The 22,387-nt window shown below is 69.7% G+C and carries 17 protein-coding genes; 7 read left to right on the top strand and 10 right to left on the bottom strand.

The window, feature by feature from the left end; all coding sequences use genetic code 11:
- Positions 1–134 precede the first annotated feature (134 nt).
- The 7 genes from ACH4YL_RS12950 to ACH4YL_RS12920 form a co-directional block, all read right to left on the bottom strand.
- A complete protein-coding gene (locus ACH4YL_RS12950; RefSeq protein ID WP_398507322.1) occupies positions 135–1,763 on the bottom strand; it encodes an alpha-L-fucosidase in 1,629 nt (542 codons plus the stop codon).
- A gap of 16 nt (positions 1,764–1,779) precedes the next feature.
- A complete protein-coding gene (locus ACH4YL_RS12945) occupies positions 1,780–3,621 on the bottom strand; it encodes a family 20 glycosylhydrolase (protein ID WP_398507347.1) in 1,842 nt (613 codons plus the stop codon).
- Between the two features lie 201 nt (positions 3,622–3,822).
- On the bottom strand, positions 3,823–5,694 hold the full coding sequence (locus ACH4YL_RS12940) for a DUF2264 domain-containing protein (RefSeq protein ID WP_398507321.1): 1,872 nt from the start codon (positions 5,692–5,694) through the stop codon (positions 3,823–3,825).
- Positions 5,695–5,749: 55 nt separating this feature from the next.
- Complete coding sequence (locus ACH4YL_RS12935) at positions 5,750–6,259, bottom strand: DUF664 domain-containing protein (protein WP_398507320.1); 510 nt, start codon at positions 6,257–6,259, stop codon at positions 5,750–5,752.
- A gap of 161 nt (positions 6,260–6,420) precedes the next feature.
- Positions 6,421–8,307, bottom strand: a complete 1,887-nt coding sequence (locus tag ACH4YL_RS12930) for a glycosyl hydrolase family 8 (protein WP_398507346.1) — start codon at positions 8,305–8,307, stop codon at positions 6,421–6,423.
- A 204-nt stretch (positions 8,308–8,511) separates the two neighbouring features.
- Positions 8,512–10,497 (bottom strand): APC family permease, encoded by a 1,986-nt coding sequence (locus ACH4YL_RS12925; protein ID WP_398507345.1) that lies wholly within the window; start codon positions 10,495–10,497, stop codon positions 8,512–8,514.
- 293 nt (positions 10,498–10,790) lie between these two features.
- Entirely contained in the window at positions 10,791–11,777 is a 987-nt protein-coding gene (locus ACH4YL_RS12920; RefSeq protein ID WP_398507344.1) for a chitinase, read from the bottom strand.
- A 327-nt stretch (positions 11,778–12,104) separates the two neighbouring features.
- Between ACH4YL_RS12920 and ACH4YL_RS12915 the strand changes: the two genes are divergently transcribed.
- The 3 genes from ACH4YL_RS12915 to ACH4YL_RS12905 all read left to right on the top strand — a co-directional run bounded on the left by ACH4YL_RS12915 (position 12,105) and on the right by ACH4YL_RS12905 (position 15,360).
- Positions 12,105–12,629 carry a SixA phosphatase family protein gene (locus tag ACH4YL_RS12915; RefSeq protein WP_398507319.1) on the top strand — a complete coding sequence of 175 codons (525 nt, stop codon included), beginning with the start codon at positions 12,105–12,107 and terminating at the stop codon, positions 12,627–12,629.
- Between the two features lie 194 nt (positions 12,630–12,823).
- On the top strand, positions 12,824–14,533 hold the full coding sequence (locus tag ACH4YL_RS12910) for a lysyl oxidase family protein (RefSeq protein ID WP_398507318.1): 1,710 nt from the start codon (positions 12,824–12,826) through the stop codon (positions 14,531–14,533).
- A 173-nt stretch (positions 14,534–14,706) separates the two neighbouring features.
- A complete protein-coding gene (locus ACH4YL_RS12905) occupies positions 14,707–15,360 on the top strand; it encodes a hypothetical protein (RefSeq protein ID WP_398507317.1) in 654 nt (217 codons plus the stop codon).
- 29 nt (positions 15,361–15,389) lie between these two features.
- Here the strand turns inward: ACH4YL_RS12905 and ACH4YL_RS12900 are convergent, their stop codons facing one another.
- The 3 genes from ACH4YL_RS12900 to ACH4YL_RS12890 form a co-directional block, all read right to left on the bottom strand.
- On the bottom strand, positions 15,390–16,787 hold the full coding sequence (locus tag ACH4YL_RS12900; protein ID WP_398507316.1) for a protein kinase: 1,398 nt from the start codon (positions 16,785–16,787) through the stop codon (positions 15,390–15,392).
- A 23-nt stretch (positions 16,788–16,810) separates the two neighbouring features.
- Positions 16,811–17,017 (bottom strand): hypothetical protein, encoded by a 207-nt coding sequence (locus tag ACH4YL_RS12895; RefSeq protein ID WP_398507315.1) that lies wholly within the window; start codon positions 17,015–17,017, stop codon positions 16,811–16,813.
- Between the two features lie 121 nt (positions 17,018–17,138).
- Positions 17,139–17,684 carry a hypothetical protein gene (locus ACH4YL_RS12890; RefSeq protein ID WP_398507314.1) on the bottom strand — a complete coding sequence of 182 codons (546 nt, stop codon included), beginning with the start codon at positions 17,682–17,684 and terminating at the stop codon, positions 17,139–17,141.
- Positions 17,685–17,793: 109 nt separating this feature from the next.
- On the opposite strand from ACH4YL_RS12890, the gene ACH4YL_RS12885 reads away from it, so the two are divergent.
- The 4 genes from ACH4YL_RS12885 to ACH4YL_RS12870 all read left to right on the top strand — a co-directional run bounded on the left by ACH4YL_RS12885 (position 17,794) and on the right by ACH4YL_RS12870 (position 22,374).
- A complete protein-coding gene (locus ACH4YL_RS12885) occupies positions 17,794–18,264 on the top strand; it encodes a hypothetical protein (RefSeq protein WP_398507313.1) in 471 nt (156 codons plus the stop codon).
- 144 nt (positions 18,265–18,408) lie between these two features.
- Entirely contained in the window at positions 18,409–20,187 is a 1,779-nt protein-coding gene (locus ACH4YL_RS12880) for a VanW family protein (RefSeq protein ID WP_398507312.1), read from the top strand.
- A gap of 158 nt (positions 20,188–20,345) precedes the next feature.
- Positions 20,346–21,752, top strand: coding sequence for a hypothetical protein (locus ACH4YL_RS12875; protein ID WP_398507311.1), 1,407 nt, complete (start codon positions 20,346–20,348; stop codon positions 21,750–21,752).
- Entirely contained in the window at positions 21,739–22,374 is a 636-nt protein-coding gene (locus ACH4YL_RS12870) for a potassium channel family protein (protein WP_398507310.1), read from the top strand. Before ACH4YL_RS12875 ends, ACH4YL_RS12870 begins: the two co-directional genes overlap by 14 nt.
- The last annotated feature ends 13 nt before the right edge of the window (positions 22,375–22,387 follow it).

The following is a 22,387-nucleotide window of genomic DNA, read 5'->3' as shown; positions in this document are numbered from 1 at the left end:
AGTGTCTCCGTCGTGGGGGGGGGGGGGGCGGGGGGGGGGGGGCGGGGGGGGCCGGGGGGGGGGCGGGGGGGGGGGGGCGGGGGCGGGGGGGGGGGGGGCGGGGGGGGCGCCCCCCCCCCCCCCGCCACACGCGTTCACACCTGCGAGCGGTAGAGCCCGAACTCCGCGATCCGCGCGGCTTTTCGGGAGCCGAGTACCCGCAGCCGCCACTGACGGGCCGTCACCGGAGTGGCCAGCACCAGGGTCCGGCCGGCGCCGATGGTGCCGACCTCGGCGATCTGCTCCCAGCCGTCCGCGGTGCGCGCCTCCACCGCTGCCGTCTCCACCTGCTGGCCCTGCCGGATGTCCTCGGCGAGGCGAATCCGGTCGATCGCCCGCTCACGGCCGAGGTCGACGGTGAGGGTCCCCTTCGACGGCGCGGGTGCGCTCCAGGCGGTGTCCGGGTCACCGTCGACGGCCCGGCCGGGCCGGTGTCCGTCGCCCGAGGCCCGTGCCCCTCGGGCGAGGTCCTTCGGCAGCTCACGCTCGATGCGCTCACGGAACTCGCGCAGGACCGTGACGTCAGCCTCCGGCAGTCGGCCCTGCTGGTCCGGCGGGATGTTCAGCAGAAGCACCGAATTCCGGCCCACCGACCGGAACCAGATGTCGGTCAGCTGCTCCACCGACTTGGGCTGCTGGTCGGCGTGGTAGAACCAGCCGGGCCTGATGGAGACATCGCACTCGGCCGGCCACCACTGCAGATACTGGGCCTCGGGCTGTGCCTCCACGAGCGCCTCGCGGCTGCCCTGGTCGGGGGCCTCGTAGTGGAGGGCGTAGTCGGTGCGGCCGTAGTCCTTCTCCTTGACCGGGATGACGCTCCACTCGTTCTCGCGGGCCAGACCGCCCTCGTTGCCGACCCAGCGGACATCGGGTCCGGAGACGGCGATCGAGGCGTCGGGGGCGAGGGTGCGGATCAGCTCGTACCAGCTGTCCCAGTCGTAGCGCTCCACCTTGTCCGGTGGGATACGGCCCTGGGCACCGTCGAACCACACCTCGTCGACCGGGCCGTACTCGGTGAGCACCTCGTAGAGCTGGTTGAGCATATGGGCGCCGTAGTCGGTCGCCTGGAACTCGAAGCTCCGCAGCTCCTGTCCCGCACGGTCGTCGCCCTCGGTGAGCGTGGGGACGGTGTGCGCGGCGCGGGCGCTGCCGTTCGCGTACACACCGTGCAGGTACTGGTTCTCGTCCGCCGGGGAGATGTAGACGCCGACCTTGATGCCGTGCCGGCGCATGGAGTCGGCGAAGGAGCGCAGCACATCGCCGCGGCCGTCCTGCCAGCTGCTGGAGACGACGCTGTGGCGGGTGTAGCGGGAGGGGTAGAGCACGAAGCCGTCGTGGTGCTTGACGGTCAGGATGGCGAGCTTGAAACCGCCGTCGCGCAGCGCCCGCGCCCACTGGTCGGTGTCCAGGCCCACGGGCTGGAAGACGTCCGGGTCCTCGTCGCCGGTGCCCCATTCGAGGCCGGTGAAGGTGTTGACCCCGAAGTGCAGAAAGGCGGTCTTCTCCAGCCGCTGCCAGGCGATCTGACGTTCCGTCGGACGGACGCGGGACGCCTTGGCGACGAGTTCCTCCGGGGTGTCCAGAGGGCTGATGGGGATGCGGTAGTACGGCTCGACGGGCGGCGCGCCCGGTGCGGCGGCCGCGGGTGTGGCGTGGGCGGCGAGCGCGAACGACGTACTGGATGCGGCGACTGCCGCGACGAAAAGGCGTCGGCTGAGTGCCATGCCAGATCCTCCGAGGTCAGTGGGGCGTGAGACGCCAGACGGCGGGCTGCTGCTGGTCGGACGGGTACTGGAGCATGCGGCCGTCGGCCGTCACATGGATGGCCATCTGCGTGATGGCATTGGTGAGGCGGTAGCCGCCGCGGACCTCGGTCAGCTGCCAGCGCTGGAGCGTGTTCGAGACGGTGCAGGTCTCCTGGGTGACCGGAGTGCCGGGCTGTAGCGGGGTGTTGAGGGTGAGCCTGCCGCTGCGGGTCTCGGCGCACAGGCCGCTGACCGCGGACTTCAGCGTGGCGTAGCCGTCCGCGGTGCGGCTGATCCGCCAGTCGGCGGGAGCCAGCCTGCCCTCGCTGTCGCTCAGGGTGTACGTGCCTTCGGCGACGGGCAGCCGGTGCAGGTCGCGGTGGCCCGGAGCGTGTCCGACCGCATCGGCGCGGGCGGCGAACGCCTCGTAGGCGGCGTCGGGGTTCGGGACGCCCCAGGTGGTCTGGGCGACATAGCGCAGCGGCAGATACATGCCCGCGGCGACCTCGTTCTCCGTCTCGCCGCGCCCGTTGTCGGGCCAGAGGCTGATCTTCGCTCCGGTGATGCCCTGGCGGGACGCGAGCTTCTCGCCCTCGAAGCTGCGGGGATCCCACTGCTGCTCGTACAGCGACTTGGTGTTCATGTGAAAGCCGCCGCGGACCAGGTAGAGCGAGTAGGAGGCGTTGAGCAACGGGTAGCCCTGGGCGATGAGTTCGCTGGGCTTCGTCTTCACATTGAGCCAGTGCTCCACCGTCGTACCGGCCTTGACGGGCACGGTGTGGTCGCCGGTCAGTCCGTCGTTCCAGATCCGCAGGCGCTTGCCCCGGGAGGCGGCGTAGTCGTGGACGCGGTTGACGAAGTCGATGAAGGCGTCCTGCGGGGTGGCGTTCGCGCCGTACTTCTGCCGGGCGTATTCGAGGATGTGCGGGTACTTGGCGAAGTCCGAGCCGAGCATGTACTCGTCGGCGCCCATGTGCCAGGCGTCGGCGGTGAAGACTTCGGAGTACTCGTCGATCAGCGAGGTGTAGTAGTCGAAGGCCTCGGGAGCGGTGACGTCGAGACGGGAGGGCTGCGGCTTTCCGTCGCTGTCGGTGAGCTGGAGATCGGGCCGGTTTTCGATCCACGGGTCCATGTGCCCCGGGGAGTTGATCTCGGGGATGACCGTGACGTGGTACTTCTCGCCGAGTGCGACAAGCCGGCGGATCTCGTCCTTGGTGTAGTAGCCCCAGGTGTTGGCCTCGGGGTGCTTCTCGCTCTTCACCTTCACTTCGAGGAGCAGCTGGTTGAGCTTGTTGTACGCCATGTCGCGTACGAGGTTCTCCAGCCACTCGGGCGTGATGTGGATGTAGCAGGCGCACACGCCGACGCCGCGCTCGGCGTACTGCGGTAGGTCGACGGTGCGGCCCGCGGGGATCCGGTCGCCGGCGGTGAGGAGCTGGAGCAGGGTGCGGGTGCCGTAGAAGGTGCCGGTCTCCGTGGCACCGGTGATGCTGAGCCGGTGTCCCGCGGTGAGCTCGTATCCTTCGTTGCCCAGGCTCTTCTTCCGTCCGGGTTCCACGTCGATCACGATGTCGCCTGGGCGGGCACTGCCGTTCACGACGGGTACGGTTCCGTGGCCCGCGGCGTGCAGGTCGCCGCTGAGTGTCGCGGCGGCCCGCCGGGCGTCCTTGTCGCGCGGGTCGACCACCAGGCGGGTGCTCGGGCCGAAGTGATAACTGCCGGACTGCGGTGTCCAGTTGGCGAGGGCCGGGACGGTGACGGGCGGTTCGGCCGCCGCCGCGGCCGAGGCCCGGGTGGCCGATACGGTTCCGGCGAGCATCAGCAGGGCAGCCGCCATGGCGCCCAGCAGCCGGGAGAAGGGTCGTCTGCGCAGCACTGCAACTCCTGTCGGAGTGGGTATAGATGGCGGAGTCATCGGATCTACCGCGCCGATCCAACCCAGCAACGACGGAGCGGGTCAAGGTTTGTGTCGCACAACGCGAAAACATCCAAGACCGCTTGGACATTTGATCGGAGATAGATCCGACCAATGGGCGGCTCAGGCCCAGGAGAGGCCGGACGTACGGGCCACCTTGAGCGTGTGACGGCTGCCGTCCGGCCAGCTGACGGTGACGGCCGGGATCGCGCCGTCGGTCTCCGTGTCGATGTCGACCCTGGCGAGGGTACGGACGGGTGCCGGGCCGGGTTCGGCGGTCAGCGAGGCGAGCGCGACGAACAGGGAACCGGACGCGTCACCGTTGGTCACGCCCACGAGGCCCGCCGTGCGGGTGGCCGATGCGGCCGGCGTGGCTCCCGTCTCGCACTCGTCGGACGCCGAATAGCCGTGGACGGGGTGGAGTTGAGCGGTCAGGACCGCGTCTCCGCCGTCCGGACGGCCGGTGGCCCAGCCCGTCTGGCGTACGGGTGTGCCGGGCGGCGCTCCTGTCACCAGATGCACTCGCACCTCGGCGCGGCCATGGGCAAGGGTGGTGGATTCCACCAGGATCCCGGGGTGCGGGGTATGGGCCGACGACACCCAGCCGGGTCCCGCGCCGCGCGGAACAGCGGGCCCACGGGCGGTCGCCTTCCCCTGCAACTCTCCGAGCAGCAGAGCGAAGTGGTTGTCGGCCGTTTCGCCGGGTGCGGTCGGACCGGTGCGGGTGGAGTACGCGAAGCGCGCATAGCCGGGATCGTCCTCGCCGCCGACGTTGCTGGTGCCGTGGTTGTGGAGGCGGACGATGCCGTCGGCGGCGGTCGACTGGACGAGCAGACCCGGCGGGCCGAGTGTGGTGACGGCGTCGGCCGTCTCGGCGGGCAGCGGCTCTTCGGTGTCGGTCCAGCCGGGATGGCCGGGCGGCAGCAGCAGTCCGACGAAACCCTTGGACGCCCAGTAGGGCGACGCGGGACCCGAGTAGCCCTGGAGGACCGGTTCGTACGGCCCGTGCCAGCCGAGCGTGAGCAGTCCGCGCTCGTCGACGGCGCCCCGGTCGAGGAAGTGGCGCAGCGTCCCGGAGGCGAGGCGGCGGGTGGCCCCCGGGCTCAACGGCGTGTGGCCGGTGAGCGCACCGAGCCAGGGTGCGGCGGCCGCGGCGAACCGGTAGGTGAGCGAGCGGCCGTACGGCATGGGCGCGCCGTCGGAGCCGAACATCCGGGTGAGCGCGTCGAGTTGGGCGTGCAGCCGGGGTCCGTAGTGGGCCAGAAGTGCCTGGTCGCCGCTGAGGTGGGCGTGGAGTACGGGGTAGAAGTGCAGGGCCCAGCCGTTGTAGTGGTCGAAGGCGCCGTTGGGTCCGTCGCTGTACCAGCCGTCGCCGACGTACCAGTCCTCGATCCTGGCGAGCGAGCGGTCGACGGTCCGTGCGGCGCGGTCGGTCTCGATGCCCGCGTCGAGGAGGAACCCGGCGACGGTCAGACCGAACAGCCACCAGTTGTTGTCGACCGGAGAAGGGTCGAGTGCGGGCAGCAGCCAGTCGACGGCCTGTTGGCGGGTGCGGTCGTCGAGGGTGTCCCACAGCCAGGGCCGGGTCAGGCGCAGGCTCAGGGCGACGGAGGCGGACTCGACGACCGCCTGGCGTACATCGGCCATGAGCGGCCATGAATCGGGCGCCGCGCGGGACAACTCGCCGGTCGGGACCGGGTTCTGCGTGCCGGCCGCCAGGCCGTCGCCGTACCAGGGCAGCATGCTGTGCGGATCGTGGCCGTCCGCGCCCGCGACCCGGAAGGCCGCGAGGAGAAAGGTGCGGGCGTAGCCTTCGAGACCGTCCGAGCGCGGACCCGACCAACTGGGCCGGGCCCCTGGGAGGTTGACGAGACCGTGGCGGGGCGACGCGTACGGACGTACGGCCAGCAGAAGCCGGTCGGCGGACTCCTCCCAGTGCGCGCGGGTCCACCCGGTGCAGGGGCTGAGCTCACGGTTCTCCGGCGGATTCGGCATCGGATCAGTCTGCCCGGCCGTGGTGCCGGTCGAAAGGTCGACCAGTCCCTGCGGCTCATCGCCGCTCCAGGGACCCCCGTACGAAGGCAGCCTGACCGGCATGCTGGAGGTCGTCGGAGATGACGCTGATCAAGCGCACGCCCAGCGTCACCGGCGGCGACCACGACTCGTCCACCACACGGTCCAGCGCGCCGTCGTCGAGACCGCCGATGAGCCGCAGGGTCTGCTCGTGCACGGCATCGTGATAGCCGAGCAACAGCTCGGCCGAGTCGACCCGCACGGCCTCGACCTGCCTGCTCGAGTGGCCGTACCCCGTGGCCCCGCGAGGAAAAGGCAGCTCGAAGCGGCCCGACCAGTCCTGCGCGAACCACACCTGCTCCGCGCCGAGCGCCCCGGCGACATGGTCGTCCTGGATCCGCGTGAGATGCCAGACCAGCCAGGCGATAGAGTTCGCGCCCTCGTCGAGCCGCGCGTTGAGATCGTCCGCCGAAAGCCCCTGAACCGCTCCGTGTACGGCTTCCTGGATGCGCTGGAAGGCGTCTGTCAGCAAGTCCGCGCTGTTCATGCGTTCCTCCCTTGGATCGGTGTGCCTTCCGGACACCATGGACCGCCTGCCGTCCCCGCTGCGCGTTCGACACGCGCCGTCGTCGAGGAGCACACCCGCGGAACGGACCGCTGCCCGCCTGCGACAGGGAACGCAGGCGGGCAGCGGCGGGGTGCGGGCCGTCAGGCCAGCCAGTGGTTGCCGGTGATGGCGATCATTACCTGGAGCTGGATGGAGGAGCCGTAGTAGCTGCTCGTGTCGAGCGGGGTCGCGTTGAGCTTGTTCCACAGCGCGTCCAGCCACGCCTGGCTGCCCGGATCCGTCGCGGCGGCCACGGCGAACGGAGCGATGAAGGCTACCGAGGAACCCGATTCGGCGACCGTGCCGTCGAGCCGGTAACCCTGCTGGATGTTGTCCGGGTTGCCGCCGGTCGTCTGCTTGATCCAGCCGTTCATCGTGCGGACCGCGGCCAGCGAGCGGCTGTCCCCGCTGGTCAGCGCGTCCACGCCGATCCGCCAGGGGTCGCGGCAGGCGTTCCAGGAGTACGCGCCGTCGAGCGGCGACTCCAGGACCTGACCGGTGGCGGGCCTGGGGCTGGTCGTGGTGTTGATGACGAAGTCCGGCAGCAGCCCAGTGGAAGGGGCGTACTGGGACTGGAGGTTGGCCACGAGGGTCTGGTGCTTGTCGCGGATGGTGTCCCAGGCGGTGTCACCGGTGGCCTTCTTGAAGGCACGGAAGTGGCCGGGCAGCCAGTCGGAGGTACGGGACAGGGTCTCCCACTGCGCCTCGCCCAGGGCCCAGTCACCGAGGTTCGTCAGGTTGGTCGCCGCGACGACCTCGCTGCGCTTGATGGCGTTGATGCGCTTGACCCCCAGCGCCTTGTAGTCGTACGTGCCGGTGCTCCCCCACTGCTTGTCGGCGAGGAGCAGTGCGTACGCGATCTCCAGGTCGCCGTCCGTCGCGGAGTCGCCGCCGTTGACGCTCTGGCAGGCGGTGTTCTGCTCGGCCGCGTGCAGATCCGGGTCGATGGACGACGGGTGGTCGAGGACGTACTTGAGTACGGCGTCGAATGTCGTGCGCGCGTTCGGATCGGCTCCCGCCATCGTCGCCAGAATGGTCAGCCCGTATCCCTGCCCCTCGGCGACATAGGGGTGGTCGGCGTCCGGGGACGCGATGGCCGACCAGCCGTTGCCGCAGTCGGAGCGGACGAACGCGGCCTTCCACTGCTGGTAGTAGGCCACCACCTTGGCGTCGTTGGCCGCCTGGTCACCGGAGACCTTGATGGTGCCGGCCGCGTACGGGAAGGTGTGGCTGCCGAACGGCACATTGGGGCCGGTCGTGCTGACCGGGTCGGTGGTGACGCTCACCGCCGTGGAGGCCTGGGAGGTGTTGCCCGCGGCGTCGCGTGCCCGGACGGTGAAGCTGTACGGGGTGTTCGCCGCGAGGCTCCCGACGGTGGCGCTGGTTCCGGTCACCGTGGTCACGTTGGTCGACCCGCGGTAGACGTCGTAGCCGGTGACGCCGACATTGTCGGTGGCGGCGTTCCAGGCCAGCGTCACACTGGAGGACGTCTTGGCCGTCGAGCGCACACTGCCCGGGGCCGAGGGCGCCTCGGTGTCGCCGCCGGGGCCGCCGGGACCGTCCAGAGCCACGTCGTCGGCATAGTAAGTGCCCTGGCCGTACCAGCCGTTGAGGTAGATCTCCGCGCTGGTCTGCGAGGCGCCCGTGGTGAAGGACACGGTCAGCCGGGTGTACTCGCTCGCGGAGGCCGTCCAGGTGGAGGATCCGCCGGTGACTCCAAGGTAGACGTAGTTGCCGCGCACCCAACCGGACAGCGTGTAGGCGGTGTTGGGCTGCACGGCGACGGTCTGGGTGCACTTGGCGTTGTCGCTCGCGCCGGCCGCTCCGGCCAGCGCCTTCGTACCGCTGCGCACGGGGCTGCTGACGACCGAGCCGAGTCCGCCGGAGCAGGACCAGCCGGACAGTGAGCCGCTCTCGAAACCCGGATTCGTCAGGAGATTGGCGGCTTGCGCCGAGCCGGGCGCGGTCAGCACGGCGGCCGCTCCCATCAAGGTCGCGCCTGCCAGGGCGAGCAAGCGTGATCGGAAACGCACGGGGCCTCCCAGGGAGGGGAATTGGAGAGTGCCGGGCCCGCGGGGGGGATGGCTCGACAGCTTCCTGAAGAAGGCCGTTCTCCGTCAAGGGATTCAGTTAGGAAACTTTCCTAACCTTGCCGAGAGAGTGCCTTGCTCGGCCGAGCCGATGCCGCTCGGCTACGGGAGCGGGACGTCCTCGCCGTCGCGTTTCTTCGTGGGTTCCCCGCGGCGGACGGAGCCGGGTGCGCGGGCCGCCGGGTGGTCGGCGCGGGCCGAGGAGCTCAGCTGCCAGGGCACGCTTGTCACCATGACGCCCGGGGTGAACAGCAGGCGGCTCTTGAGCCAGAGCGCGGACTGGTTGTGCAGCAGGTTCTCCCACCAGTGGCCGACGACGTACTCGGGGATGAAGACCGCGACCACATCACGCGGGCTTTCCCGTCGGATGGAGCGGACGTACTCCAGGACGGAGCCGGTGATTTCGCGGTACGGGGAGTCGAGGACCTTGAGCGGCACCTGGATGCCGAAGTCGTGCCACTGCCGCTGGAGCGCCACGGCCGCGTCGCGGTCGACCGCGACGGTGAGGGCTTCGAGCCGGTCGGGCCGGAAGGCCCGGGCGTAGGCCAGCGCCCGCAGCGTCGGCTTGTGGACGGTGGAGACCAGCACGATCGCCAGCACGCGGGAGGGCGGCACGAGATCGCTGCGCGGGTCGGTGACCGCGAGTTCGGCCGAGGTGTTGTCGTAGTGACGGCGGATGCCGCGCATCATCAGCCACAGCACGGTCGCGGCGAGCACCGCCAGCCAGGCTCCCTGGGTGAACTTGGTGGCCAGCACGATGACCAGCACCAGACAGGTGACGACCGCTCCGGTGGCGTTGATGACGCGGGCGAGGTGGTGCCGGCGGCGGACCTCCGGGTCGGTCTCGGTGCGCAGCTCACGGTTCCAGTGCCGGACCATGCCCGTCTGGGACAGCGTGAAGGAGGTGAACACGCCCAGGATGTACAGGTGGATGAGGCTGGTGACGTTGGCTTTGTAGGCCCACAGCAGCAGCCCGGCCACGATCGCCAGGGCCAGGATGCCGTTGGAGAACGCGAGCCGGTCGCCGCGGTTGTGCAGCTGCCGCGGCAGATAGCGGTGCTGGGCGAGGATCGAGGCGAGCAGCGGGAAGCCGTTGTAGGCCGTGTTCGCCGCGAGGATCAGCACGAGGGCGGTGGCCGCCTGGATGTAGTAGAAGCCGACGCTGTTCTCGCCGCCGAAGACGGAGGCGGCGAGCTGGGCGATCACGGTGCGCTGGGTGTAGTCGTCGCAGTCGCCCGTGAGGCCGGTCAGCCGGCAGGCGTCCTCGACGATATGGACCTTGGCGACGATCGCGAGCGTGGTGACGCCGGCGAACATGGTGATGGCGATGATGCCCATCGCGGCCATGGTGGTCGCGGCGTTACGGGACTTGGGCTTGCGGAAGGCCGGTACCCCGTTGGAGATCGCCTCCACGCCGGTCAGCGCCGTACAGCCGCTGGAGAACGCGCGCAGCACCAGCATCACCAGGGCCAGGCCCGCCAGGTCCACGTCACCGGGATCCGGCTCGATGCCGTACTTGGCGCTCTCGGCCACCGGCGCGTCGCCGACCAGATAGCGGAACAGACCGGTGCCGACCATGATCAGCACGCCGGCGATGAACAGATAGGTGGGGGCGGCGAACGCCTGGCCGGACTCGCGTACGCCGCGCAGATTGATCGCGGTCAGCAGCGCGACGAAGAGGAGCGCCATCAGCACCCGGTAGTCCACCAGCGAGGGCACCGCCGAGATGATGTTGTCCACGCCCGAGGCGACCGAGACCGCCACGGTCATCACGTAGTCGACGAGCAGTGAGGCGGCGACCACGAGTCCGGCGGACGGCCCCAGGTTCGTCGAGGCCACTTCGTAGGATCCGCCGCCGCTCGGGTAGGCGTGCACGACCTGACGGTACGAAAGCACCACCACGGTCATGAGCGCCACGACCGCGCCCGCGATCCACGGCGTGAAATGCAGGTACGCCAGGCCGCCCAGGGTGAGGACCAGGAGAATCTCCTGGGTGGCATAGGCCACCGAGGAGAGCGGGTCGGAAGCGAAGATCGGCAGGGCGAGGCGCTTGGGCAGCAGCGTTCCGCCCAGTTCCTCGCTGCGCATGGCCCGGCCGATCACCAGCCGCTTGAGTATCCCGGTCACGTTCAGCACGGCGCGAGCGTATGCGGCGCCACCTGGTCAACCGCACGACCGAGACACCTCAGGGGCCGTCAAGAACTCGTTAGGGTTCAACGAGCGTTCGTACATATGGCGTAAGGGTCCTCTCGGCCGGACCCGACTCTGTGGTGGGCGCGTCCGGCCCCGCCCGCCGGACGCAGTGTCCCGGCGACATCACACTCCGCGGCAGCGCCGCCGGCAACCGGCGGCGCTGCCGTCCTGCTGCGTGAGGCTGTCGGCTACGGGAGGCCGTGCACGTGCGGTCCGACCGCGTTCGACCAGGCGTTGCCCGCGGCCGCGTCCCAGTTCGTGGACCAGGTCATCGCGCCGCGCAGGCCCGGGTAGGTCTTCGAAGGCTTGAACGAGCCGCAGTTGGTGCCGCGGGTCAGACAGTCGAGGGCATTGTTCACCACCGACGGATCGACATAGCCGCTGCCCGCGCCACGCGTGGAGGCGGGCACGCCGATACCGACCTGGGACGGGTCGAGGCCGCCTTCGAGCTGGATACAGGCGAGTGCGGTGAGGAAGTCGACCGACCCCTGGGAGTAGACCTTGCCGTCGCAGCCCAGCATCGAACCGCTGTTGTAGTACTGCATGTTGACGACGGTGAGGATGTCCTTCACGTTGAGCGCCGTCTTGAAGTACTCGTTGGATGTCGACTGCATGTCGATGGTCTGCGGCGCCATCGTCACCACGAGCCCCGAACCCGCCTTCGCGGCAAGCGACTTCAGCGCCTTCGTCATATAGGTCGAGTTGAGTCCGTTCTCCAGGTCGATGTCGACTCCGTCGAACCCGTACTCCTGCATCAGCCCGTGCACCGAGTCGGCGAAGGCATTCGCGGAGGCGTCGTCGTTGACGGCGACCGTGCCCTTCTCGCCACCGATGGAGATGACCACGGACTTTCCGGCGGCCTTCTTCGCGGCGACATCCGCCTTGAACTGCTCGACGGTGTAACCGCCGAGGCCGGCCGAGTCGAGGTTGAAGGTGACCTGACCGGGCGTGCCCGTCGCGTCAGCGAACGAGACCGCGATGATGTCGTACTGGTCCTGCACGTCGGCGAGCGTCTGGACGGTCGCCCCGTTGTTGAAGTTCTGCCAGTAGCCGGTCACGGCGTGCGCGGGTACGGCGGCGGGGGCGGCCGAGCCGCCGGTCGGCGTCGAGTCCTGTGCGGCGTTGGCCGCGGGTATGGCGATGCCGGCGACCGCGAGAACGCCGACGGCGAGCATGGCTTTCAGCGTGCGGGGGCGTACTTTCCTGTGCTGCACTGCATGGCCTCCGTGGGGGGAGAGCACGCCGCAGCAGGCAGCCGGGTGCGCTGCGTGAACTCGCGGCGTGCGTGGGGGGATTGCGATTCGAAACGGTGGCCACCGCTGAATGTACAAGCTGGTCCAGACCATTGTTCTTTGTCAAGGCCCCCGACGAGGTCGGCTCCGCGGCATGCACCCGCCCGCGCGCGCAGCTGGTGCGGGGCATGCCCGGCAGGCCTAGGCTCATCCTGTGCTGCGCATCGATGACACACCGGCAAGCCGCCCGTACTCCCTCGGGGCACCGGCATGAGCCCGCTGCGGCGGCTGGTCGTCCTGCGGCACGCGAAGTCCGCCTGGCCCGAGGGCGTCGCCGACCATGCCCGCCCCCTCGGTCCGCGCGGCCTGCGTGATGCCCCCGCCGCCGGCCGCTGGCTGGCCACGGCCGACTGCCTGCCCGATCTCGTCCTCTGCTCCACCGCCCGCCGTACCCGCCAGACGTGGGAGCTGGCTGCCGCGGAACTGGGCAGCATCCCACCGGTGCGATTCGAACGGCGGCTCTACGGCGCGGACGAGCGGGAACTGATCGATGTCGTACGCGAAGTGTCCAACCCGATCGAGACCACGCTGCTGATCGGCCACAACCCCGGCCTCCAGGATCTGGTGCTGCTGCTCACCGGTGATTCGCTCGGTGACTCTCTCCGGCGCGCGCAGACCAAGTTCCCCACCTCGGCCGTCGCGGTTCTGACCTGGCGCGGCACCTGGTCGGCCCTCGCTCCCGGCAGCGCCCTGCTGACCGACCTGGCCGTCCCGCGCGGACACAAGAAGAAGTAGACCGGCGGGACCGCGCTAGCACGGCGCGGCGCTCCTTGTGGCGGAAATGCCCATGGGACGGCTGGAAGACGGCCTGATTCGCCATCGGCGATCCGTTTCCGGCCAACGATCGGACACTTGCGAGTCGGCAGGCAACCCCTGGTCACGTCTCTCGATCTCACAGGTCCCAGTGGCACTCGCATGACGAGGAACTGATGACCAGACCCAGCCTCAATCGTTTCTGGCGTTCGGCGCTCGCCGCCTCCGCAGCAATCACTGTGATCGCCGGTGTGGCCGCTGCCGCGCCCTTCGGCGAAAAGAGCGCAAAGGCCGAGCCCGCTCCCAAGCTCCGGCTGATCGCCGCGTCCAATTCCGTCACGCTCGACAAGTGGGAAGGCGAAACGGGCGTCTATCTGGACCTTGGCACCTATCTCACCGCCGAGGGCGGTCCCCTTGAATTCAACGTGACCCGCAAGTCCTACAAGGACGGCATCGTCGCCAAGCAGGTCATCCGCGACGGGAAGACGACCAGGACCAGGACTCTCCCCGCCGGCCTGGTGAAGGACTTCTCCGGCCTGCCCGGCTTCGTTCAAGTCACTCTCACCGACAAGAACGGCAAGAAGGTGGTGGACCGGACGGAGGCCTTCTGTCCGAACAACGCTTCCGGGCGGGTCCGCCCCGACGCTCCGGCGAACTCCAAGTATCCCGAGAGCTGTCCCACGAACCCCTTCACGCTCGGCTCGGTATGGGGCGTGGAGAACGGCTGGGCGTCGAACACCTATGCGGGCTATTACTCCGAGCCGGTGGATGTGCCGGTCGGTGAGTACACCGCCACGGTGTCCGTGACAAAGCTGTACCGCGCGCTGTTCAACCTGCCGGACGAGTCGAAGACGCTCAAGGTGACCGTGCGTGAACGCGACCCCGAGAAGCCCGGGGCCGGCGTTGGCGCGCGATCGTCGGCGCAGGGCTCGCACGGCTCGCACGGCTCCAAGGCGTCCGGACACTCCGGCCACGGCGCTGGCGGACAGGCGCCCCAGGGAACGGGCCACGCCTACCACGAGGGCCGTGGCGCCGACGCGCCCGCGCCGCCGGCACTTCCGTACGCGCTCAAGGCCGCCGGCGCGGGCGCGCACCTGGGTGACGGCCCGGGCCACACCGACGGCTCGCGGATCGCGCCCGCGCTGAAGCCCAACGCACAGCGCCCCACCGGCCGGGCGGCCGTGCCGAACGTGCCCAAGCCCGACCTGCGTTCGCTGCCGGCCTGGGACATCGGCATCTCCGACGGTGAGGACGGAGACATCCCGGGCAAGGACTACATGGTCTTCAGCGCCAACGTCTGGAACGCGGGCCCCGCACCGCTGGTCGTGGACGGCTTCCGCAGCCCGGGCAAGGACCTGATGGACGCCTACCAGTACTTCTACGACGCGAACGGGAAGCAGGTCGGCTACTCCCCGACCGGCACCATGGAGTGGGACCCGCGGGTGGGCCACGAGCACTGGCACTTCACCGACTTCGCCAGCTACCGGCTGCTCAGCGCGGACCAGAAGGTGATCGTGCGCAGCGGCAAGGAAGCCTTCTGCCTCGCCAACACCGACGCCGTCGACTACACGGTCAAGGGCGCCAACTGGCACCCGAACAACACCGATCTGTCCACCGCCTGCGGCCAGCAGAACTCACTGTCCGTACGGGAAGTGCTCGATGTCGGCTCCGGCGACACGTACACCCAGTACCGTCCCGGCCAGTCCTTCGACGTGACCGACCTGCCGAACGGCACCTACTACATCCAGGTGATCGCCAACCCCGAGAAGCGGCTCCACGAGACCAACCTGAACAACAACGTCGCTCTTCGCAAGGTCGTCCTGAGTGGCACGACGGGCGCCCGTAAGGTGACCGTCCCTCCGCATGACCTGATCAACGCCCCCTGATATCCCGGCTGTCGGGACACAGAGACGGCCCGGTCGCGCTCTTGCGTGACCGGGCCCTTTGTCGTCCGCCTGCCGTCCGCTTGTCGTCCGCCGGGATTTGAGTAGCGGCACCTATGCGCAGGTGAGCAGTCCTACGCGGGTCAGCGGCTCGGGCCGGGGATAGCGTCCGTGACATGAACCGTGATCAGCTCCTCCGCGACGACCTGGGCGACGACCTGGGCGACGTCCCGGCCGTCGCCGGGTCCCACTCGCAACAGCGCTCGCCGCTCGTGATCCTCGCCTGGGTCGGTGGCGCGCTCGCGCTCACGGTCGTCGGCCTGTTCCTGGCGGCCCTCGTCGTCCTGGCGCAGGCGGGGCAGAAGGAGGCGGACGCAAAGGCGGGCATCGAGCTGACCACGGGCGGCAGTTACGGCAGTCCGCTGGCTGCGGGGCAGACGGCGAAGTACGAGGACGGGGTCAGCGCGACGGCGGGCGAGGCACGACGGATCGCGCCCGTACCCAACGACGAACGCCTTCAGCCCGGTGAGCTGACCTATGAGTTCGCGGTGACCTATGTCAACGGCAGCGACAAAACCGTCGAGGTGATCAGCTTCGACGAAGTCAACGTCGGGCACGGCGGTACCGGAGCCATGGCGGTGCTCGCCGTCAACGCCAAGGACCCGCGCACGGACGACGACTGGTTCCCCGAGAACCTCGCACCGGGCGAGCGCGTGACCGTACCTCTCCGGTTCAACGTTGCGGCGGAGGCAGACGTACTGACCTTCGAGACCCATGTCACCGAGGAGTACCGCGAACACGTCCTGTGGGAACTCCCGCTGCGGCGATGAGACGGACGCCGATCGCCTTGCGACGCGACTCAGGCAGGACGGCCGGGGATGCGCTGCCGGACGCGAAAAGCCCGTACCACTGCGAGGACGATCACGACGAGCGCCACCGGCACCAGCAGCGCCAGCGGGAGCAGGCCGAAGCCGAGGGTCAGTTCGAGCGCGGGTGGCTTGTTGCTGTCGTCCACCGCCCACAGGGCGGCGCGCAGCCAGCCGGCGGACACCAGCACGGTGAGCGAGAGCAGCATCCAGTAGGCGGCCGAGAAGCCGGCCCATCTGCGGACCGCCGCGGCCGGCCGCCGCTGCAGCCGGCGGCGCAGTAGGTGCAGGGCGACGGCGGCAACGAAGAGCGGCCCGACGAGGTCGAAGTGCCAGGTGGTGTGGAGGGCCCACTGGTAGTCGTCCCAGCCCGGGCTGGCCGGGGTCAGGTCCGCGTCGGGACGGCGCAGTTGAGCGTCGACGACGTCCCGGCCCGCCGCCATCACGAAAAGCGGAACGATGGCGACGAGTCCGAGGAGCGGTTTGCCCAGCAGGCCGCGCGTCGCCCAGGCGGCACCGGTCAGCTGCGGCGCGGACCGGCGGCCTTGCGGACCGGCGGGCCGGTACGGCGCCGGGGGCCACTGGCCTTGCGGACCGGCGGGCGCGGGGCGCTGCGCAGGCGGCCGGACGGACGGGGCCGCCGGTACGCCACCGGCCGGTGCGGACATCGGACCTGACGGCACGGGCACCGGCACCGGCACCCCGCGGAACGGTATCGGCGGCGGGCCGAACTCCTGGCGCGACTCCAGGTCCAGCACCCAAGCGGCCTGCCGCGCCAAGGCCGCGGTCAGTGGCGCAGGCAGCCAGTCGGGTCCGGCGGCGGCGTGCGCCTCGGCCCGGGCGACGAGCTGTGCGAGAGACGGGCGCTCGGCCGGGTCCTTCGCGAAGCAGTCTCGTATTGCCTCCGCGAAGGCCGTCGGCAGTGCCGTCAGATCGGGCTCGTGATGGACGAGGCGGTAGCCGAGTTCGGGTCCCGCGGCGGAGCCGAAGGGGTTGCTCCCGGTCGCCGCGTACGCGAGGAGGACGCCGAGCGCGAAGACATCGCTGCGTTGGTCCACGTCCTTGCCCGCGACCTGCTCGGGGGACATGAAGCCGGGAGAGCCGACGACCAGTCCCGTGCCGGTGAGGCCGATGTCGTCGGCCGCGCGTGCGATGCCGAAGTCGATGAGACGGGGGCCGTCGAGCGCGAGGAGGACATTGGACGGCTTGAGATCCCGGTGGACGAGGCCCGCGCGGTGTACGTCGGTCAGCGCCTCCGCCAGACCGCCGAGCAGCCGCCACAGGGCGGGTCCGTCCAGCGGCCCGTGCTCGTGGACGGCCTCGGCCAAGGAAGGGCCCGGCACGTAGGCGGTGGCCAGCCACGGGACCGCGGCGTGCGGCTCCGCCGCCACCACAGGGGCGGTGCCGCGGCCCGTCACCGACTGGCAGGCGCGCACTTCAGGGCGAAGCGCGCGCGGAACCCCGCGGCGCCGGCCATGCCCGCGCGCACCCTCTTCAGCGCCACGGTCCGCCCGCCCGGCGACCGGGCGAGATAGACACGGCCCATGCCGCCCTCGCCGAGCACGAACAGCAGACGGAAGGCGCCGACCTCGCGCGGGTCCTCGGGTGACAGAGGTTGCACGGCGACCCTCCAACGGCAGCTCGGGCGGCCACATCCTCGCACGAGCGCCATCAGGCCCTACCGTGACCGGGGGCCCCGGTGCCTGAGCCGGACGGCTGCACCGGGGTCCCTGAAGGCGGGACTACGCCTCGGACTCCTCGAACCGGGCGTCCAGAACCGTGTCGAGTTCCGCCGCCCACTCCTTGAGCACCCCTTTGGACGGGGCCTCGACATCGGTCTGGAACCAACGCCGGTTGGACAAGTAGACCGTGACGCCGAACCGCCGCCCGAACCGTGGGGTGTCGATCTCCACCGCCCCGATCTCGTCCCAGCCGAACTCGGCTTCCTCCTCGTCCAGCCGGAAGGTGATGCCTGCACGGTCGGCGACGATGGCGCCCCGCCGGTCGGACACCTCGAAGACGGGACCGTCGTCCTCTTCGTCGGCAGGGTCGTCCGGTTCGTCGGCAGGGTCGTCCGGCGCTTCCGCCTCCGGGGCGTCTTCCGCCTCTGGTGCGTCGTCCGCAGGGACGGCGTCCGTCGGCGCGGCTTCGCCGCTCTCCTCCGGAGCCGTGTCGTCAGTCTCGTCCGCCGCCTCGGGGCGCGGGGGCACAAGACCGGGAATGAAGGCCGGGTCGAGCCCGGCGCCGACCACCGGCGGGATCTTTGAACCTATGCGCTGCTGCTCCACGGCGAGCAGTATGGCCGACGAAGCTGTGCGAACCCCAGCCGGGGCGAAAGTGACGCACCATCAGCATGCGTACTCCGGGCCGGGAAAGGGGTCTGGCAGGATCGGCCGTATGGACTACCTGCCGTACCCGCCGGTCGAGGCGGACAGGATCGACCTGTTCGACAGTGAGCGAGTCGAGACGCAGTACGTGATCTTTGGCGGGCACCGGCCCACCTACGCGTTCACCGATCCCTCCAAGGTCTACGACGGGCACCTGTCCGAGTGGATTCCGATGGGCTACAAGATCCTGCGGATGGCACAGAAGGTGGCCTTCCTGCGGAACGGCGACGTCGTGCGGCAGTGGCCGGTGGTGTACCGCAATCTCCGCGTCGATCCGCCGGACCCCGCTCCGGGCACCACGCTGTACCTGGACAACTGGCGGCGCAGCGTCTGCGGCTACCTGGTGATGACCGCGCCGAACGCCGTCGCCGAGCCCGAGGACGCCTACGACGCCACCGGGGCCCTTGCCATGGCCGCCGACGCCTCGCACCAAGGCGACACCGTGCTGCTCTATGTCTACGACGCCGAGAACTGGCACTGAGCAGCTCATCGTCCAGCGTGAGGATGATTACATTTCTGCCACATTTCGCCCGTTTTGTTGAATGATGGCCTGCGAATCCACGTACACCGGGCCGTTCTGGCGGCCAAAAGCACTGTCCGGCCGGGCGGTGCCACAGGGAGAGACATGGGACTCATACCCAGCCGTACGGTCAACTGGCGGATCGCTCTGTCCGTCGCGGGCGGGGCCGTCGTGCTAGGGCTGGGCGGTCTCTACGTCACCGGGCTGGCCGCCGGCGACGACATCTCCGAGGGCACGCGGGTGCGCGGGGTCGACATCGGCGGGATGAGCCGGACGGAGGCCCAGCAGGTCCTGGAGCGAAAGCTCGGGCCGGCCTTCGCGGCTCCGGTCTCGTTGAAGATCGGTGACCGCGTCGAGAAGGCCGATCCCGGCACGCTCGGGCTGTCCCTGGACGCCGCCGCGACCGCCGACCGTGCCGCGAACGCAGGATCCGATCCGGTCACCGTGATCGGCAGGCTCTTCGCCTCCGACGGCCGGGACCTCGATCCGGTCATACGCATGGACGAGCAGAAGAGCCGGGCGGAAATCGACCGCCTCGGCGCGGCCGCCGAGCAGCAGGTACGTGACGGGGCGATCTCGTTCGAGAAGGGCGAGGCGAAGGCCGCCGCTGCCGTCACCGGCGTCGCACTGATCCCGGACCGGGCTCTGGACGTCGTTCGCGACGCCTACCTCGCCACACCCCATGCCGGTCCTGTCGTCCTGCCGGTCAAGCAGACGCAGCCGCGGATCGGTCCCCAGGAGACCGAGCGGGCCATGCGGGAGTTCGCCCGGCCCGCGATGTCCGGCCCGGTCACCCTCACTCTTGCCGAGAAGCGCATACCCATCGGCACCCCCGTCCTCAGCAGGCATCTGTCGATGAAGCCCGACAGCCAGAACCGACTCGTGCCGGCCCTCGACTCCAAGGGCCTGCTCGCCGACTCCGCCGTCTCCCGCCCGGTGCAGGAAGCCTCCCAGAGCCCCCGAGACGCGACGTTCCGGCTCGACAGCGCCGACCGCGTGGTGGTGGCGCAGGAGGCCCGCGTGGGGCGGCCGGTCACCGAGAAGGCACTTCGCGAGGCCGTCGTACCCCTGCTGACCCGCACCGGCGCGGGCCGTATCGGCGAGATCGCCACCACGGCGATCCAGCCGCAGCTCACGAGCGCATCGGCCCAGCGGCTCGGCATCACGGAGAAGGTCTCCTCCTTCACCGTGAACTTCCCGGCCGCCCCGTACCGCAGCACCAACATCGGCCGCGCCGTGGAGCTCATCAACGGCTCGGTCGTCATGCCCGGGCAGGAGTGGAGCTTCAACCGGACCGTCGGCCAGCGCACCAAGGAGAACGGCTTCGTCGACGGTCTCATGATCAACAACGGTCAGTACGAGAAGTCTCCCGGCGGCGGTGTCTCCGCGGTCGCCACCACCATGTTCAACGCCATGTTCTTCGCGGGCGTCAAGCCGGTGGAGTACGGCGCGCACTCCTTCTACATCGAGCGCTACCCCGAAGGCCGCGAAGCCACGGTCGCGTGGGGCACTCTCGACCTGCGCTGGATCAACGACTCGGGCCATGCCCTCTACATCCAGGCCAAGTCCACCGACACCTCGGTGACCATCACCTTCCTCGGCACGAAGAAGTACGACGAGATACGCGCGACCAAGGGCCCTCGCACCAACATCAAGGAGCCGGCCACACGCACGGGCAGCGGCCCGAAGTGCGAGGTCCAGACCCCGCTCGAAGGCTTCGAGGTCGCCGTCGGCCGCGTCTTCGTGCAGGACGGCCGGGAAGTCAGGCGCGAGGACTACAAGACGCACTACACGCCGCGCGACAAGGTCACGTGCACGCCCGAGACGCCGGCCGCACCCACGCCGGCCCCCTCAGCGGCCGGCACAGCGGCCAGTACGCCTTGAGCCTCCACGGGGCGTAGCCGCCACCGCTGAGAGGTGGAACCTGCACTAGGCCGATCGGACACCTCCGGTCGCGGTATCCGCACAGAGCGCTTTTCCTGGACGAACGGCGGGTCGACCCGCTGCTCACGGCCCCACGGGACCCGACGCAGGAGCGCTCCATGGCACCCCACGCATCCGAGCCGAATCCCCCGGAAGAGTCCCGTGCGGCCGGCGGTGGACAGCCGCCGGCACACGATCAGGCCCAGTGGGACGACCTGCAGCGCCGCATCGCGGAACTGGAGGGCAAGGGCCGGCAGAAGCAGCACCACCGGGTCCGGTCCGTGCTCTCAGCCGTCCTGGTCGTCCTGGCGGCTCTTCTGTCCATCCTTTCGGTCGTCGCCGTCTGGGCGAACAGCATCGTCGGGGACACGGACCGCTACGTGGCGACGGTCGCGCCGCTCGCGGAGGATCCGGCGGTGCAGACAGCGGTGACCAACCGGGCAACGACCGCGATCCTGGCCCAGATCGACGTGGAGGCGCTGGTGCAGGAACTCTCGGCGGCCGCGGCCGAGCGCGGTGTGCCGCCCAGGGCTGCCCAGCTGATCGACGGCCTGACGGGACCGATCGAGAGCGGCTTGAAAGAACTGGTCAGCAGCACGGTTCGCCGGATCGTGTCCAGCGAGGCGTTCGACACCCTGTGGATCAACGCGAACAGAGCGGCTCACTCCACGCTGAACAAGGCTCTGACCGGCAAGGGCGGCGGTGCCGTCGTCCTGAAGGACAACGAGGTCGCCGTCGATGTGGGTCCCATCGTCGAAAGAGCCAAGGACGAGCTGGTGAAAGCCGGTTTCGAGCGCGCCGCGAGCATCCCTGAGGTGCACACGAACTTCGTCGTGTTCCGTTCGGACGATCTCGGCAAGATCAAGACGTACGTGCGGATCCTGCAGATCCTCGGCAACTGGCTCCCGATCCTCACCGTGCTCATCGCCGCCGCCGCGGTGTTCCTGTCGGCCCACCGCCGGCGCATCCTCATCACGGTCACGCTGTCGATCGCCTTCGCGATGCTCCTGCTCGGCGTCATCCTCACCGTCTTCCGGGGCATCTACCTCGACCGGCTCCCGCCGAGCGCGTACGAGCCGGCCGCGGCCTCGGTCTTCGACACACTCGTCAGATTCCTGCGCGCCACGGTGCGTGCCGTGGCCGCAGTGGCGTTGGTGACCGCCATCGGCGCCTTCCTCATCGGGCCGTCCCGGGCCGCGGTCACGGTACGCAGTACCTGTGTCAACGGGATCGGCGCCATGCGGGGAGCCACCGGTGCGGGCGGGCACCTGGGCCCGGTGGGATCGTTCGTCCACCGCTACAAGCGCTGGATCGGCTGGGCCGTCCTGCTGGCCGCGGCGGTTGTCCTGGCAACCTGGTCGTACCCGACCACGCAGGTCGTGCTCTGGATTGCTGTCGTCGTCCTGGCGGCCTTCGCAATCCGCGAGTTCCTGGACGACGCCGGCCCAGAGGACGGAGCCGCTTCCGAGAGCCGCCGGGAGCACCCGGTGCCGACATCCGGTTCCGATCGTCGTGACGGGGGATGAGGACGTCACGCACAGCAGACGGGAGTGGCGCCGCCTGCTGCTCGTTCCGCTGCTGCGCTCGACGGTCATAGTGGTGCTGCTCACCGCCCTCTTCTACCTGCTGCCGCTGGACCGCAAGCTCGGCGTCGGCGGGGTGACGACTCTGGTCCTGGGGCTGGTGGCTTTTGCGGCCCTGCTCGCCTGGCAGACGGTGACCATCGTCCGCTCACAGCATCCCGGGGTGCGCGCGATCGAGACGCTGGCCACCGTTGTGCCCATGTTTCTACTGCTGTTCGCCACCGCGTACTTCCTGGTGGCCAGGGATCAGGCAGCGTCCTTCAACGAACCGTTGAGCCGTACCGACGCGCTGTACTTCACGGTCACGGTGTTCGCCACGGTCGGGTTCGGCGACATCGTGCCCACGTCATCCGACACCCGTCTGCTGGTCACCGTGCAGATGATCCTGGATCTGATGCTGGTGGGCCTGATCGCCAAGATCATCTTTGGAGCGGTTCAGATAGGGCTGAAACGGCGGCAATCCGGCTCGGGCTCCGACTCGGGCTCGGGCCCCGGTTCCGGTTCCGGTTCCGGTTCCGGTTCCGGCTCCGGCTCCGGCTCCGGCTCCACCGAGCGTGAATCATGACCGCGGACCGCAG

It is taken from the genome of Streptomyces sp. NPDC020681 (assembly GCF_044334895.1).
GTDB lineage: Bacteria > Actinomycetota > Actinomycetes > Streptomycetales > Streptomycetaceae > Streptomyces.
The sequence above is the reverse complement of the archived record's forward strand: the minus strand, read 5'-3'. Positions and strand labels throughout refer to the sequence as shown.

Coding starts and splice junctions, on each gene's coding strand:
- ACH4YL_RS12950 (WP_398507322.1), bottom strand. CDS start 1,763: ATGGCACTCAGCCGACGCCTTTTCGTCGCGGCAGTCGCCGCATCCAGT.
- ACH4YL_RS12945 (WP_398507347.1), bottom strand. CDS start 3,621: ATGGCGGCTGCCCTGCTGATGCTCGCCGGAACCGTATCGGCCACCCGG.
- ACH4YL_RS12935 (WP_398507320.1), bottom strand. CDS start 6,259: ATGAACAGCGCGGACTTGCTGACAGACGCCTTCCAGCGCATCCAGGAA.
- ACH4YL_RS12905 (WP_398507317.1), top strand. CDS start 14,707: ATGAACCGTGATCAGCTCCTCCGCGACGACCTGGGCGACGACCTGGGC.
- ACH4YL_RS12915 (WP_398507319.1), top strand. CDS start 12,105: ATGAGCCCGCTGCGGCGGCTGGTCGTCCTGCGGCACGCGAAGTCCGCC.
- ACH4YL_RS12930 (WP_398507346.1), bottom strand. CDS start 8,307: ATGGGAGCGGCCGCCGTGCTGACCGCGCCCGGCTCGGCGCAAGCCGCC.
- ACH4YL_RS12910 (WP_398507318.1), top strand. CDS start 12,824: ATGACCAGACCCAGCCTCAATCGTTTCTGGCGTTCGGCGCTCGCCGCC.
- ACH4YL_RS12940 (WP_398507321.1), bottom strand. CDS start 5,694: ATGCCGAATCCGCCGGAGAACCGTGAGCTCAGCCCCTGCACCGGGTGG.
- ACH4YL_RS12875 (WP_398507311.1), top strand. CDS start 20,346: ATGGCACCCCACGCATCCGAGCCGAATCCCCCGGAAGAGTCCCGTGCG.
- ACH4YL_RS12925 (WP_398507345.1), bottom strand. CDS start 10,497: ATGCGCAGCGAGGAACTGGGCGGAACGCTGCTGCCCAAGCGCCTCGCC.
- ACH4YL_RS12885 (WP_398507313.1), top strand. CDS start 17,794: ATGGACTACCTGCCGTACCCGCCGGTCGAGGCGGACAGGATCGACCTG.
- ACH4YL_RS12880 (WP_398507312.1), top strand. CDS start 18,409: ATGGGACTCATACCCAGCCGTACGGTCAACTGGCGGATCGCTCTGTCC.
- ACH4YL_RS12920 (WP_398507344.1), bottom strand. CDS start 11,777: ATGCTCGCCGTCGGCGTTCTCGCGGTCGCCGGCATCGCCATACCCGCG.